Below are 14,375 nucleotides of genomic sequence, written 5' to 3'. Positions count from 1 at the left end.
AAACTCAGGGACAACCAGCATGACGATTCTTTTAGGGGGAGATATCGGGGGAACTAAAACAATCCTGCGTTTAGTGGATTGCCAAAACTCACCAGATAGTCCCCAACCCCTGCTAACTACTCTCGATCAAGAAATTTATCCTAGTGAACAATACCCCGATCTGGTGCCGATCGTCCAGCAGTTTTTGGCCCGACAAACCACTATTCCCCCGGTGGAAAAAGCTTGTTTCGGTATTGCCGGTCCTGTGGTTAACAATAGTTCCGAATTGACTAATTTAAGTTGGTCTCTCACTGGCGATCGCCTAAGCCAGGAGCTGCAGATTGAGCGAGTAAAATTAATTAATGATTTTGCGGCGATCGGTTATGGGGTGTTAGGATTAGCCCCAGAGGAGCTGCACAATCTACAGTCGGCCCCCGCAGTACCAGAGGCCCCGATTGCGGTTATTGGTGCGGGAACGGGGTTAGGAGAGGGTTTTTTGATTCCTGTGTCGAAGGGTAAATATCGGGTGTTTGCTAGTGAGGGTTCCCACGCCGATTTTGCCCCTCGCTCGAGTTTAGAATATCAACTATTAAATTATCTCTTGGATCTCTATAATATCGAGCGCCTTTCGGTGGAGCGAGTGGTTTCTGGTCCTGGAATCACTTCTATCTATCGATTTCTCCACGATAGTAACTATAGTCAGTCATCACCAGCCATGGCGGAAATTTACCGCACTTGGTTAGAAGAAATGGGTAAACCGCAAAAAACCGTCGATTTAGCGGCTAAAATTGCCAGTTTTGCCCAAGATGACTTGGATGATCTCTGTTATCAAACCATGAAAATCTTTGTCGAGGCCTACGGTGCGGAAGCGGGCAATTTAGCCCTCAAGTTGCTTCCCTACGGAGGATTATACATAGCGGGAGGGATTGCGGCCAAAAATCTTCCTCTAATGACTGAGGGTAGCTTTATGAAGGCTTTTCGGGCTAAAGGTCGGATGAGGGAGCTATTAAGCAATATTCCCGTTCATATCGTCCTTAATGCCCAAGTGGGACTAATGGGGGCAGTTTCCTGCGCTAGTCAGCTATGAGCGATGGTTTACTGGAGATGGCTAGGGATTATTTTCAGAATAGGATCGCCCCGCAAGCGGCCCGGATTGATCACAACCCGATCGCCCTACAATCAGCTTTACAGGGTATGGGCGAGCGCTGTTTGTTAGCTTTGCGTGTTCCCAAAGAATGGGGGGGGGCGGGATGGGAGGAACGCACCTATCAACAATTCCAAATCCTCGGCGCTCGTTATTCCGGCGCTTTAACTTTTCTGCAAACCCAACACCAAAGCGCCGCTAATCAATTAGCCACCAGCAGCAACCAAGACCTGAAAAAGCTTTATCTCCCCAAAATGGCCCGGGGCGAAAAGCTAGTGGGGGTGGGGTTTTCGCAACTACGTCGTCCGGGGGAACCAATGATGAAAGCGTTTCCCGTGACCGGCGGCTATCAACTCTGTGGACAGGTCCCCTGGGTGACGGGATGGGGCTTTTTTGAAGATTTTATCATCGGGGCGACCCTCCTGGACGGGCGATCGCTGTACGGTCTTTTACCGCTGCAAGCTCTCCCCGGTCTGCAATGCAGTCCCCCGATGAAATTATTATCGATGAGTGGGACTAATACGGTGAGCCTTACCATACAAGACTACTTTTTGTCAAGGGATTTTATTGTTAGTTTACAACCAGCGGCGGCGATCGAGGCCAGCGATCAAAAAAATGTTCTCCATCATGGTTTTCATGCCCTTGGCTGTGCTTGGGCGGGCTTAGATGTTATTTTTGCGGTTTATCGACAAAAAGGGCTAGAAAGCCTAAAAAATGCCCATCAACAGCTAGAAAAGGCCCTACTGTCCTGTCAAGAAAAAATGTTAAATTCCCACCAGGCCAGTTTTGCCGAGAAATTGCACTGGCGCGGTCGGGCGATTAATTTGGCTCTACAATGCGCTCAAGGGGCAGTGATTGCCTCCGGTGGGGCGGCGAATATTATTGATCATCCGGCGGGGCGAGTCTATCGGGAAGCTTTACAGTTTAGCGTTTCTGGACAAACCAGCGCGGTGATGGAAAATAGCCTAGGGCAGTTGCTCTGGCTGGGGGGTCAATGCTATGATTAGGGAGACTTTTGCGGGTATAGTTCAGTGGTAGAACGTCACCTTCCCAAGGTGAATGTCGCGCGTTCGAGTCGCGTTACCCGCTTCTGACGACAATTGATTTGACATACCCCACGCCGTAAACGGACGTGGATTCTTCTAGCATCACTGCTGTGAATTTATGGCTCAACGAGTCCACTTGAATTAGATTCCTGGCGAAATCCTACCCAGAGGTGGTTCTCTCCTCAGACTTTCGCTCCCTTACAGAAGCCTGTTTTCGTATGCCCTACGATACAGTTCAAAACCTCTAAAATAATTGGTTTCTTTGGTACTTGGTGCTGAGAATTTTTACCTATAGGAGCATTCCCCTATAGAACCCCATAACTCTAGTTTTCCAGGTGCGTTCATCGGTTGATGACTGGGTTTTTTAAGCGGTTGCTTACCCGGCCCCCTATTCTTAGTATCATACATCAGATCAAGTCGCCCTAAAAGGGCGAGGCTTTAAACCCAATTTTTTGGTAATATATCAATTAACTGGCAAGATGGGCTTGGTCAAGTTAACCCCTTTGGCTGTTAACCGTCCCATCAAGCTGCTCTAGGGCAAAGATAATGCTATCGCTACCATGAAACTAATTATCGGGGGACGTTACCAAGTTATTAAACCTCTAAGTCAAGGGGCTTTCGGTCAAACTTTTTTAGCCCAAGATAACTATCGCCCCGGCCGTCCTCAATGTGTGGTCAAACAGTTAATCCCCCAAGTGGTTAACGAAATTACTATAGGATTATTTGAGAGTGAGGCCAGAGCTTTAGAAAAACTCGGCCATCATCCTCAAATACCGCAATTTTTCGCCAGTTTTCAGGAAAAGAAGTCTTTTTATCTCGTTCAAGAATTTATCGATGGTCACGATCTTAGTCAGGAAATCTCTAAGGGTAAGCGTTTAGAAGAGAGTCAGGTAATTCAGTTATTAAAGGATATCTTGGAAGTTCTCGCTTTTGTCCATCAAAATAACATTATTCACCGAGATATTAAACCCGATAATATTATCCGTCGCCAAGAGGGCAAGCTAGTTTTAATCGACTTTGGCGGAGTCAAACAAGTGGGGACTCAATGGCTAAAAGCAAAACAGAGCAGTGTGTCCATTGGGATTGGCACCCCTGGTTATATGCCTAGTGAACAGGCGCAAAATAAACCGCGATTGTCTAGCGATGTCTATGCCGTGGGAATCATCGCTATTCAAGCCTTAACCGGTCTCAAACCGATGCAATTTCCCGAAGATGCCGAAACCGGAGAAATCGCTTGGCGCAATCATGCCGATGTTAGAGACGATCTAGCAGTTATTATCGATAAAATGACCCGTTATGACTGGCGTCAACGCTTTCCCTCGGCAGTAGAAGTTTTAGATGCCATAAAAGATTTAAGGCAATTGCGTCAACAACAAGCTTTAGTGCGGGAAATTTCAGCAGAGGATTGGTTTTATCGCGGTAATGCCCACCTCGATTTGGGGGAGAATCGCGAAGCAGTTCAATTGTATCAGCAGTCCCTGCGGAAAAAGCCCAATTTTGTCAATGCTTGGTATAATCGCGGTCTGGCCTTGCAACGATTGGGGCGTTTTCCCGAAGCTTTAGGGTCTTTTAATCAGGTAATTCAATTAGAGACTAATAATGCTCGGGCTTGGTTTTATCGCGGCATCGCTTTAGCTAATTTACGACAAATCAGTGATGCGATCGCATCTTGGGATAAGGCGATTCAACTGCAGCCAGATTATCTGGAAGCATGGCATTACAAGGGCATGATTTTCTGTCGGATGCAACATTATGCGGAAGGTCTAGCGGCTTATAATCAGGCCCTGGCCATTAAATCCGATGCTAATGTTTGGTTTAGCAAAGGCGAAGCTTTACGGGAATTAGAACGACTCAGTGAAGCGGTCGCAGCTTATAATAAGGCTTTACAGTTACAACCCCAAAAGGCTGAGGCATGGTATCAACGGGGTTGTTGTCTCTACAAGTTAAAATGTTTCTCGGAAGCAGTGGTTTCCTTTAACCAAACCCTACAACTAGAGCCTAGCCATCAATTAGCTCTCCAACAACGGAATTTAGCCCTGAATCACCTGAAATTGTAGGCAGCAAGCCAGCATTTTGGTTCTCTTGGATTTGGTGGGTAAAATTTATTCTAAGATACATTCCTCCTAGCGAGGGGGTGGAAGGAACCACTCCAGACACAGAGGACACAAAGATTGATCGCTTCTATAGTAAGTTAAACTGGTCGCAACGCGCTCGCTACGCGAGATCACACAAAGAATAAGAGAGCCGATTTTGACTCTTATTCAGATAAAATGGGCATACTAATATTATTGACAAGATGGGCGAAATTTGGATGTCTTCTCTTGAAACAATAGCAATCAACCAAAGATTTGAATATTTATTATCGGTCCTGTCAGCAGAGCGATTTCTCAAAAAACGGCTCTTCTCGACTTTGTGTGATAATTTTTGCTTATGTAAGGTTAAATGCTTACTGGGCAAGACTTTTAGGACTATTTTGAAAGAAGAAACTATCAGTATAGACCTCGTTTACACACAGAAACCAGAAGAGCCAAAAAACAGGGAATTGGCAATGAAGTTCCTTTTTTTATCTGTCCTTACCCACCTCAAGACAGTGTTGAAATGGAACGTCTGCAAAAGCAACTGGTTAGTCAGTTGCATCAAAAAGGGATTCGCATATTAGAGATCAATCTTTATGATCTCTGTCTTGAATTATTGAGGGAACGGCAGATATTTGAGCAAATTCTCGATATAGAATCCTCCATATCTAAAGGGGAACTGAAAGAGCTTTTACAAAATGTGTTAGATTCGGAGAGTCATTTAATTCCAGCCCTAGGCGAAAAAATTGCCGAAAATCCGTTTGATGTCTTGTTTTTATGGGGTGTTGGTCAAATTTTTCCCTATATTCGTTCCCATAATGTTCTTAATAACCTCCAAACCACGAACAACAACCAACCGACGGTAATGTTTTTTCCGGGGGCCTACACCTATTCCCTAGAGTCGGGAGCCTCTCTCAATTTATTTGGACTCTTACGAGATGACAAATATTATCGAGCTTTTAACATTTACGAGTACCAAGTTTAAGGGAGAACTAATTATGCAGTTAAGTAGAATTTTTGAGAAACAAGTTAGTCGTCCTATGGAAGGGGTAATCAAAGCGGATGCCAATGATGAGGCGAGTCTGCACGCTGAGTGCCTGACACAAGTGTCGGAAACCCTTGAAATAGCGTGGAAAGAGAAAAAGGTAGCAGGATATGGAATGCTGAGATTAACAGAACATCAGCGAACCTCCCATGTCAACCACTACCAGTCTCTATGCTCAACTACTTTCTTTACTGTGTCAACACAGCCAATGGCGAGACCTGCGACACCTCAAGGCATTAGCCTGGATGGTCACAGCAGTAATCTCTAGCGGGAAATTAAGCCTGCCAATGTGGGAGTCCTACGTCCCTAGTCGTGCAACACAGGCACAAAGCACCGAACGCAGATGGCAGAGATTTATGGGCAATCATCGAATTCGGGTCAAATCCCTGTATATTCCTCTGGTGCTAGCCGCCATCAGTAGCTGGAAAGGCCATCGACTTTACTTGGCATTAGATACAACTGTATTGTGGAATCGCTATTGTATGATTCATCTGTCGATAGTCTGTTGCGGTCGTGCAGTCCCCCTGTTATGGCGAGTGCTAGACCATCCGAGTGCCACCGTCGCAGTGAACACCTACAAACCGATGCTGCGCGATGCTCAGCGATTGTTGAAGGATTATCCCGATGTCATGCTCTTAGCCGACCGAGGGTTTGCCAATCATGGTTTGCTCAGTTGGCTGCAAGTCAGTGGATGGCATTACTGCTTACGTTTACCTGGCGACGTTCTGGTCCATGGGGTTCGGCGTTCAAGGGGTGACAAGGCGACTAAAAGGCTTGCTGGATAAGGCGCATAGCCGTTAGACCCCTAGAAAAATCGGGGTGTTTTCCTGGCTTGAGGCGGATCAAAGAAAAGGCGAGTTCCGAGTACGCGTCCATCGACTCGATCCAGAAGCTCCCATAAGTACCTATCCAAAAATCGCTATGTCTTTCCGGACCGCGTTTCGCTTCTTTGGAGCGACAAATATAATCGCGAGTTCCCGATTTCTTGAGATTTTGACCACGGGTTGTATTAGACCTCTTGCATAATTTTTTTATGGTATAATATAAGGCTTTGCTTTTTTCTCAATTCTTAGATTGAAGTGGAAAAAAGAATAAAATGTGATCTTAGGTCAGGAAATCATCTATAATTTTGCTATGTTTATTAGCAAAATTATGGATTATCAAAACTTATCAGATGAACAATTCAAACGCCGTTTCGGTGTGTATAAACCAACATATAGAAAGATGGTAGAATCAGTAAAAAGTGTTGAAGCCGACTCTAATTCACCATCTAAAAGGGGACCGAAACCTAAACTATCTATAGAAGAACAAGTTTTAGTAACGTTAGAATATTGGCGAGAATATAGAACATATTTTCACATTGGTACAAGCTGGGAACTATCAGAATCAACTATATGTCGGATTGTAAATAAGACGGAAAAAATGCTTTTACAATCGGGAAACTTCCGTTTAAAAGGAAAAAAAGCTTTACTCAATCAAGCAGAGATACCGGTCGTAACGGTAATGGATGTAACGGAAACTCCCATTGAACGCCCCAAAAAGAAACAGAAAGATTTTTTGGGGGGTAAAAGAGGTTATCATACTTTAAAATCCCAATTAGTAGCTGATCAAAATACCGAGGAAATTATCTGTGTCTTTTGTGGGAAAGGTAGAGGTCATGATTTTAGTTTATTTAAAAAAAGTCGAGTTCGTTTTCATCCTTTAACTACCAGCATAGAAGACAGTGGTTATCAGGGAATAGCTGCATACCATAGTAATAGTTATACACCGAAAAAGAAATCGAAAAATAGAAAATTAACAGAGTTAGAAAAAGAGTATAACAAGGCTTTAGCCAAAGAAAGGATTATCATTGAACCTATAAATAGGAAACTCAAAATCTTTAAAATCTTATCCTGTAAATATCGGAATCGTCGTCGAAGATATAGTTTAAGAGTTAACTTGTTGGCGGCTATTTATAACTGTGAGTTAGGGATAGGTATAGCAGCTTCTTAAAAGTTGCCTAAAGATTAATCAAGTCAAGGAGAATTTATTCTCAATTATAAAAATTGAGATAGTTTGTGCTGCTTAAATAAAGAGGTTTTGATAACCAAATTAAAGCATATCTAAAGAGTTTTGAGTTAAAAGTTAAACTTCAAGTTTTCATTCAGGACTAATGTACTGGTTAACTAATTTTTTGGGGAAAATTAGTTAACCCATCATTATAACATATAATTAATTTGCAAGAGTTCTATTCAAAGAGTAAGCGATAGCGATTAATAAAATTAAGGCGAGAAAGCGAGGCTCGCTCACTTTCGTTTTTTCAAGATTATATCCTCCCGTTTGACAATCTTTGAACATCGCTTCAATCCCGAATCGAGATTTATATAACTTGAGAGTTATCTCTAAAGATTCTAGGTTGGTCAATAAATACCAAGGCTCTTTAGACCCTTTAGTTCGATAACCTCTTTTCCCATAAGTTGCTAGGTTGAACCCCTCGATCTCATGGCTTTTCGTGTGGGTCACTCCCCGAAAGAAGTTTCGCTCGCCCCGGTTCGGTTCTAACTCGGAAAGGGCTTGATAGTTTTCTCCATCTTTCAATCGCGTGTAGGTACTTTTCTTTTGACGGAAGATAAAAGCTACACCTCTGTCGTCAAGCCACTTCCCTAATTGCGCTGACTGAAATTCACGGTCTCCCATTACGACGAGCGGATAGGGTTTCAACAACCCTAAGACTGGCTTGAGGAATTTTTTCGGTTCCCCGAGAGCGCTACTTCCTTTTTTATTCAGTAACACCCAATATACGGGCAAAGCTCTCCGACCACAAATCACACTGGCGACGAATAAATTTCTACCCTTCCAATCGGTTCTATCTATGACGACTAATAATCTTCCCGCGTGTTTCAGTTTTTTGAGCCTTCTTCTTGGCTCTCGATTTTTATTTTTTCCGCTAAATTCTAGCTTGACGATCTGTTTGATCAAAGGAAACCACAAGAGTTTCACGTTTAGTTGCGGGAGCTTAAGAAATCTCTGCAAATTCCGTCTTCTACTTTCAAAGGTTATCGGTTGCGGGAAAAGAGCGGCCAGTTTCTCTAGTTGGACTATCCGATGACTTTGTAAGAGCAGGATTAGGAGCTGTAAGGTCAAATAGCTCGCCTCGCTAAGGTTCGCCTGTAAACAAGCCTGATAGAATGAAGGTAACATTTTAAAATTTTGAGTGGTTGTCCTAACCACTCTATTTCTTTAGGGGGTCGTTTGGCTAGACCCCCCGCTCTATCTAGCTTGTAGCCCCTCTGTCACCCCTTGAAGGTTCGGCGACATCCTATCGAAGTCAAATATCTCTGGCCTGCCAAAGGAGAAGCCATTCTTTACGATCAGGTCGGTCTGTGGACAGACGGCATCTATCGATGCAATCTTGTTCTGGCAAGGGTCACGGGAGTCAAAGAACCTTGGGCTGTCATTACTGACGAAACCCCCTCTCTGAACACTTTATGGCAGTACGCCTTGCGCTTTCGGGTCGAGGAGTTATTTTTAGATTCAAAATCCGGTGCTTTTCAACTTGAAGACTCCGCTATCCGTTCTGCTCCTGCTTTGACCCGTCTGTATTTGGTCGCAGCCCTTGCTCTTCTTTATGCCACTACTCACGGTATGGCCGTTCAACTCAATGGTCTTCGCTCTCAGGTTGACCCCCATTGGACGCGGGGTCTCAGCTATCTCAAAATTGGTCTTCGTTGGCTCCAGGGCGTTGTCCACAAGGGCCGCTCTTTGCTTTCTCCTATCCCTTTGTTCCACTCTGACCCAGAACCCTGTTTCTCTTCTAAGAACGCTCTCTCCGATTACTATGACCGAATATGGGGCTCTTCTCGACTTTGTGTGATAATTTTTGCTTATGGAGTCGTGAAATGCTTATCGGGCAAGACTTTTAGGGCTATTTTGCGGATATTCTATCAGTATAGACCTCGTTTCCACACAGAAACCAGAAGAGCCAATATGGTTTTCCCGTGTTCACTCTTTGCTCTGTCGTCCTTGACCTGCTACCCCTGACACAAGATGTGTCAGGCACTCAGGTCTGCACGTTGAACTAGAAGAATATGTGCTTACCGGCGAGGTTGAAAAACGCCTAGAGGAGTTTTTGTCAGCTTATAAGTAGTCATGCAAAATTAATTACCCAAATAAAAAATTAAGAAGTATAATACATAAAAAAACGAAGCAGCAGGAAAATACAATGAGATTGATTAGAGACCTAAACCCCGAGAGCCAGAAAATGCTAGAGAGAATTTATCGAGCTAGTAAACATCATCAAGTAAGAGAGCGAGCGAAATGTATACTCTTAAGTTTTCAGGGAACCACGATAGAAGAATTGAGCGGAATATTTGGAGTTACGAGAAAGACCATCTATAATTGGTTGACGGCCTGGGAAGATAGAAAACTAATTGGTTTTTATAATCGTCGAGGAAGAGGGAGAAAACCTAAATTGACAGAAGCACAAGGTCAACAAGTTATTGACTGGGTAAAAGAAGAACCGAAAAGCTTAAAAAAAATCCAGATAAAAATTGTAGAAGAATGGAAATTAACCGTAAGCAAAGACACGATAAAAAGACTCATAAAAAAAATCAACATGAGGTGGAAAAGGGTGAGAAGAGGGGTCGCCAAAACCCCTGATGAGTGGGAGCTTGAGGTCAAACTACCTATTTTAGAAGAACTAAAAAAACAGGAAAAAAGAGGAGAGATTGAGATAGGATATTTGGATGAAATGGGATGGGATTCAAAGCCTTGTATTCCTTACGCTTGGCAAGAAGAAAAAACCACGATAAAGTTACCACCAATTGAAGGTAAAAGACTAAATATTTTAGGAATAATGAAACGAGATAATCAATTATTTTATGAGACACAGGTCGGAACGGTTACTAGCGAGATAGTTATTAATTTTCTGGATAAATATTGCCAAAATATACAGAAAAAAACCGTCATAATAATTGACCAAGCTTCCATTCATACCAGCGAGGCATTTATGGAGAAACTTGAGGAATGGGAAAAGAAAAACTTGAAAATATTTTGGTTGCCCACTTATTCACCTCATTTAAATTTAATTGAAATATTATGGAGATTTTTAAAATATGAATGGATTGAATTTAGCGCCTATAAAGACCGAAAGAGCCTCCTCGCTTACGTTAAAAAAGTGCTGGACAATTTTGGAGGCGAGTATGTAATTAATTTTGCCTAGGTACTTAACAATTATACAGGAGTTAATGGGGTTTGGATATCGGGATTTTTTGGCTCTGGTAAGTCCCATTTATTAAAAATATTGGCCCTGTTGTTAGAGGATCGCAGGCTCGAAAATAGCCAAGCAATTGAAAAATTTTTACCCAAATGTCGGAACAATGAAATTCTTAAAAGAGACTTGAGGAAAGCTGTTGCTATTCCTGCTAAAAGTACAGGGTAATCGCGCGTTGACCGAGCCCTTGAATTCCGAGAAGTTAGTCTAAATTTTGGCGTTTGTTCCGATTCTATCCGAGTAATTTTCCGAAATTTAGGGGGTTTCTAATCCTCGAAAACCGATGAACTCAGAAGGAACTTTATCTACTGGGTTCTTTCATTCCAGACTGGATTGGTCGCAACGCGCTCGCTGCGCGAGAACGCTCACAAGTCTAATTGACACCTCCTTTTTCAGTCAACCGCACTGGCCTCCAAGATTTTTACCATGAAATTATCATCCATGCTCGCCCTATAACGTTTCATTTTCAGACTCATTTTCGAGGGCTCCTGCTTCAACAAATTCACACTTAAACGGCGCAACAGACCTAGGTTTTCCGCTCCATGCCCCAGACGAACCCGACTGGCATCTTCATTAAAGGTAACATCGAGTACCCAATGGAGACTATTTTCAATACTCCAATGTCCGCGAATCACCTCGGCGTGTTTTTGGGCATCCGCTGCTAAACTACTGATGAAGAAGCGAATTTCTGTCGTAGTTTTATTCCATAATTGGCGGACACTGCGAACCATGACTACGGTGGTTAGGCCAGGCCACAGACTCTGCCGATGCAGGGGCGGTAATTGGGACACCGGCACCACCCAAATTTGACGGGTTTCGATCCGGTGATGCCCCGACTCCACCTTTTCGTGGTAGCTGTATTCAATCCCTTGCCAATCCCCGGCTATAGCTTGGTCAAACCAGCCTTCTACTTGTTGAAAGAGCTTGCCCTGATTGCCTTTGAGGGCTAAGACGTCATCTCCGCCCCCAGACTTGATTTGTTGGGCAATTTCCGTCTGGGTTCCCATGGCATCCAAAGTGACTATCGCTCCCTTGAGATTGAGCAATTGCACTTCTGAGCGGCACGGCGGTAATTTCATTGGATTTACTGTCCACTTTTTCTTGGGCTAAGACTAACCCATGTTCGCTACTCCAAGCACTTACTGTGTGCAAAGCCTTTAGTTTCTGGCTCTTCTGGTTTCTGTGTGGAAACGAGGTCTATACTGATGGTTTATTTAACCAAATAGTCCTAAAAGTCTTTCCCAGTAAACATTTCACGATTTCATAAGCAAAAATTATCACACAAAGTCGAGAAGAGCCAGTTTCTTTTCACGGTCATAGGAACCCTTGGCGGTTTTCCCATCTATGTGGATTAGTTCTAGGTTCAATTTTTGGTAGTGATTCGGTAGTAGTGGTAAGCCATCTTGCTTATCTGGACTGAGTCGTGTAGAATATTTACTAATAAAAATAATTGCTTGATAAATGTTGGGGATTTGCTTTTTATGATTGCTATTTTTATCAATATCTTCTCTTGGATAATTAAACTTTGGTTAAATTACGATGAAGATTTAGAACATTGTCTTCTGACAAAAGATTCACAAACTTCTACATCTTGTTGTCCTAAATGTGGTTCTTATCATACCATCAAAAATGGTTCTACACATAATGGCAAGCCGAAACGTCAGTGTAAAGATTGCGGTCAACCGTTTGTGATCAATCCCACTAATAAAACCGTCTCTGACGAAACCAAACAATTAATTGATAAACTCCTGCTCGAACGAATTTCCTGACGAGGAATTGCTAGAGTAACAGGGGTAAGTTGGTCATGGTAACAAAATTATGTCAACAATAAACTGGCGGCTGTTCCCCGTCAAATAAAGGTTTCGGACAAACCAAAAGGTAAATTGGTTATAGAATGTGATGAAATGTGGTCTTTGGTTTTTTCTAAGACGATAAAAGTCTATATTTGGCTGGCAATTGATAGAAATACAAGAGAAATTATTGGTTGCTATGCGCGGAGATAGGAGTCGTCAATCAGCCAAAAAACTTTGGGCTAGTTTACCAGGCGTTTACCGACAATGTGCAGTTGCTTACACAGACTTTTGGGAGTCATATAAGACAGTAATTCCCAGTAAACGTCATCGACCAGTTGGTCAAGAAACTGGTCAAACTAATCATATTGAAAGATTAAATAATACCTTTCGACAAAGGATTTCTCGGCTGGTGAGAGAGAGTCTATCTTTCTCTAAAAAAATGGAGAATCACGTTGGGGCTGTTTGGTATTTTATCCATGACTACAATGCACAGCAAAGCAAAGGATTAAGCCGCCATCACTACTACCGAATCACCACCCAATTTTTCGGTGATTTCCCCGATCCACCCTAGGAATCCCGACCTTAATTGCTCGGGTTCTAGCATTCCTAAGACTCGACCCAAGGTGTCGTGGGAAGGTATCCCATTGGGTAATTCCAAAAAGGTTTTCAACCAGGATTGTTTGGCTTTTCCGTAGGCTTCTATGGCGACAAACCCGTCGGCACCCGCTAAGACCGCCAAAATGGCTAGGGCAATTAGGGATACCAGGCTGTGATTGCGTCCCCTGTCCGCTCTGGGGTCTTCTATACTTTGCACGGCTACAACTTGCATTTTTTACTCAAGGACAATAATATAGTTTAAGAGCCATAATTAGAAGCAAAGCACTCATTAAAAACATGATTAACCTAGAATTCACGGAAGAAGAAAAGAACTCACTGTATTATGAAAGATTTCATCATCCCCATCCCCGGGTTCAACTGAAGATGGAAGTTCTCTGGTTAAAAAGCCAAAAGATACCGCACCAAAAAATTTGTCAGTTAGCAGGAATCTCGCCAAATACCTTATTAACCTATCTTCGAGATGAGCAAGAGGGCGGAATAGAAAAATTAAAAGAAATCAACTTCTATCGCCCTAAAAGTGAATTAGAGTCTCAAAAAGAAACCCTCAAAAAATACTTCGAGAAAAATCCACCAGCCACAATAGATGAAGCTGTATATAGGATAGAAGAATTGACGGGAATAAAACGAAGTCCTACCCAAGTGAGAAAATTTTTAAAATCAATGGGAATGAAATGTTTAAAAGTAGGTTCTCTTCCTTCTAAAGCTGACCCAGATGAACAAGAGGACTACAAAGAAAAAAAGCTAGAACCCAGACTAAATGAGGCAAAAGAAGGAAAAAGGGCTGTTTTTTTTGTTGATGCCGCTCACTTCGTCATGGGAGCATTTCTCGGTTTTGTTTGGTGTTTTGAGAGACTTTTTGTTAAGTCACCGAGCGGGCGTAAACGCTTCAATGTTTTAGGAGCATTAAATGCAATAACTCATGAAGTTATTCTGGTTACGAATGACACTTATATTACGGCAACTCAAGTCTGTGAACTCCTTGAAAAAATAGCTGCTTTAGGACTAATGATTCCCATCACTCTAGTCTTAGATAATGCCCGCTATCAAAAATGTAAAATTGTTGAAGAATTGGCTCTTTCTTTGTCAATAGAACTGCTCTATCTGCCGTCTTATTCACCTAATCTAAATTTAATTGAAAGGCTGTGGAAATTGGTCAAAAAGAAATGTTTATATGGTAAATATTATGAAAACTTTTCTGACTTTTCTTCAGCCATTTATGAATGTTTGAATGATGCCCATCTGAAACATAAAAAAGAACTGGATTCCTTGCTGACTCTACGATTTCAGAAGTTTAATAAATCTCAGATTATGAACGTCTAAAGTATAGGTGCTGAAAATGTTTCAAGACACTCTTTCTTAAAAGTTTTGCCTCTCGCTCTTGCTTGGGGTTCAAGACTAGGGGACCAAATCCTTCTGCCATACTC

The 14,375-nt window shown here is 42.6% G+C and carries 12 protein-coding genes, 1 tRNA gene and 1 pseudogene; 11 read left to right on the top strand and 3 right to left on the bottom strand.

Annotated features, from left to right (window positions below; genetic code table 11):
* Positions 1 to 19: 19 nt before the first annotated feature.
* The 7 genes from VL20_RS20365 (at position 20) to VL20_RS20330 (ending at position 7,281) form a co-directional block, all read left to right on the top strand.
* On the top strand, positions 20 to 1,066 hold the full coding sequence (locus VL20_RS20365) for a glucokinase (protein WP_052277603.1): 1,047 nt from the start codon (positions 20 to 22) through the stop codon (positions 1,064 to 1,066).
* Positions 1,063 to 2,130: an acyl-CoA dehydrogenase family protein gene (locus VL20_RS20360; protein ID WP_002790056.1), complete on the top strand. Its 1,068-nt coding sequence runs from the start codon at positions 1,063 to 1,065 to the stop codon at positions 2,128 to 2,130. Before VL20_RS20365 ends, VL20_RS20360 begins: the two co-directional genes overlap by 4 nt.
* Positions 2,131 to 2,140: 10 nt before the next feature.
* Positions 2,141 to 2,212: transfer RNA gene (locus tag VL20_RS20355), tRNA-Gly, on the top strand.
* A 517-nt stretch (positions 2,213 to 2,729) separates the two neighbouring features.
* On the top strand, positions 2,730 to 4,226 hold the full coding sequence (locus tag VL20_RS20350; RefSeq protein ID WP_052277602.1) for a tetratricopeptide repeat protein: 1,497 nt from the start codon (positions 2,730 to 2,732) through the stop codon (positions 4,224 to 4,226).
* A gap of 541 nt (positions 4,227 to 4,767) precedes the next feature.
* Positions 4,768 to 5,229: a DUF1788 domain-containing protein gene (locus VL20_RS20345; RefSeq protein WP_260441355.1), complete on the top strand. Its 462-nt coding sequence runs from the start codon at positions 4,768 to 4,770 to the stop codon at positions 5,227 to 5,229.
* A gap of 209 nt (positions 5,230 to 5,438) precedes the next feature.
* Complete coding sequence (locus VL20_RS20335) at positions 5,439 to 6,074, top strand: transposase (protein ID WP_284525871.1); 636 nt, start codon at positions 5,439 to 5,441, stop codon at positions 6,072 to 6,074.
* Positions 6,075 to 6,423: 349 nt separating this feature from the next.
* Positions 6,424 to 7,281, top strand: a complete 858-nt coding sequence (locus tag VL20_RS20330) for an IS5 family transposase (RefSeq protein WP_052278013.1) — start codon at positions 6,424 to 6,426, stop codon at positions 7,279 to 7,281.
* A gap of 219 nt (positions 7,282 to 7,500) precedes the next feature.
* Here the strand turns inward: VL20_RS20330 and VL20_RS20325 are convergent, their stop codons facing one another.
* Positions 7,501 to 8,469 carry an IS4 family transposase gene (locus VL20_RS20325; RefSeq protein WP_284525870.1) on the bottom strand — a complete coding sequence of 323 codons (969 nt, stop codon included), beginning with the start codon at positions 8,467 to 8,469 and terminating at the stop codon, positions 7,501 to 7,503.
* A gap of 99 nt (positions 8,470 to 8,568) precedes the next feature.
* On the opposite strand from VL20_RS20325, the gene VL20_RS33095 reads away from it, so the two are divergent.
* Complete coding sequence (locus VL20_RS33095; RefSeq protein WP_284525869.1) at positions 8,569 to 9,309, top strand: hypothetical protein; 741 nt, start codon at positions 8,569 to 8,571, stop codon at positions 9,307 to 9,309.
* Between the two features lie 181 nt (positions 9,310 to 9,490).
* Positions 9,491 to 10,489, top strand: coding sequence for an IS630-like element ISMae24 family transposase (locus tag VL20_RS20315; RefSeq protein WP_052275630.1), 999 nt, complete (start codon positions 9,491 to 9,493; stop codon positions 10,487 to 10,489).
* A 443-nt stretch (positions 10,490 to 10,932) separates the two neighbouring features.
* Here VL20_RS20315 and VL20_RS20310 read toward each other — a convergent pair whose 3' ends face one another.
* Positions 10,933 to 11,619: an ISAs1 family transposase gene (locus VL20_RS20310; RefSeq protein ID WP_052275253.1), complete on the bottom strand. Its 687-nt coding sequence runs from the start codon at positions 11,617 to 11,619 to the stop codon at positions 10,933 to 10,935.
* A 483-nt stretch (positions 11,620 to 12,102) separates the two neighbouring features.
* On the opposite strand from VL20_RS20310, the pseudogene VL20_RS29710 reads away from it, so the two are divergent.
* Positions 12,103 to 12,904, top strand: a pseudogene (locus VL20_RS29710) (IS1 family transposase).
* On the opposite strand, the gene VL20_RS20300 reads toward VL20_RS29710, so the two are convergent.
* Positions 12,839 to 13,162: an ISAs1 family transposase gene (locus VL20_RS20300; protein ID WP_052277598.1), complete on the bottom strand. Its 324-nt coding sequence runs from the start codon at positions 13,160 to 13,162 to the stop codon at positions 12,839 to 12,841. The pseudogene VL20_RS29710 and the gene VL20_RS20300 sit on opposite strands and share 66 nt — an antisense overlap.
* 65 nt (positions 13,163 to 13,227) lie before the next feature.
* On the opposite strand from VL20_RS20300, the gene VL20_RS20295 reads away from it, so the two are divergent.
* Complete coding sequence (locus VL20_RS20295; RefSeq protein ID WP_052277597.1) at positions 13,228 to 14,271, top strand: IS630 family transposase; 1,044 nt, start codon at positions 13,228 to 13,230, stop codon at positions 14,269 to 14,271.
* The last annotated feature ends 104 nt before the right edge of the window (positions 14,272 to 14,375 follow it).

This window comes from Microcystis panniformis FACHB-1757, assembly GCF_001264245.1.
GTDB lineage: Bacteria > Cyanobacteriota > Cyanobacteriia > Cyanobacteriales > Microcystaceae > Microcystis > Microcystis panniformis.
Note: the sequence above shows the minus strand (reverse complement) of the source record. Positions and strands in the feature narration are given on the sequence as shown.

Coding starts and splice junctions, on each gene's coding strand:
- VL20_RS20300 (WP_052277598.1), bottom strand. CDS start 13,162: ATGCAAGTTGTAGCCGTGCAAAGTATAGAAGACCCCAGAGCGGACAGG.
- VL20_RS20345 (WP_260441355.1), top strand. CDS start 4,768: ATGGAACGTCTGCAAAAGCAACTGGTTAGTCAGTTGCATCAAAAAGGG.
- VL20_RS20330 (WP_052278013.1), top strand. CDS start 6,424: ATGTTTATTAGCAAAATTATGGATTATCAAAACTTATCAGATGAACAA.
- VL20_RS20365 (WP_052277603.1), top strand. CDS start 20: ATGACGATTCTTTTAGGGGGAGATATCGGGGGAACTAAAACAATCCTG.
- VL20_RS20350 (WP_052277602.1), top strand. CDS start 2,730: ATGAAACTAATTATCGGGGGACGTTACCAAGTTATTAAACCTCTAAGT.
- VL20_RS20335 (WP_284525871.1), top strand. CDS start 5,439: ATGTCAACCACTACCAGTCTCTATGCTCAACTACTTTCTTTACTGTGT.
- VL20_RS20310 (WP_052275253.1), bottom strand. CDS start 11,619: ATGAAATTACCGCCGTGCCGCTCAGAAGTGCAATTGCTCAATCTCAAG.
- VL20_RS20295 (WP_052277597.1), top strand. CDS start 13,228: ATGATTAACCTAGAATTCACGGAAGAAGAAAAGAACTCACTGTATTAT.
- VL20_RS20360 (WP_002790056.1), top strand. CDS start 1,063: ATGAGCGATGGTTTACTGGAGATGGCTAGGGATTATTTTCAGAATAGG.
- VL20_RS20325 (WP_284525870.1), bottom strand. CDS start 8,469: ATGTTACCTTCATTCTATCAGGCTTGTTTACAGGCGAACCTTAGCGAG.
- VL20_RS20315 (WP_052275630.1), top strand. CDS start 9,491: ATGAGATTGATTAGAGACCTAAACCCCGAGAGCCAGAAAATGCTAGAG.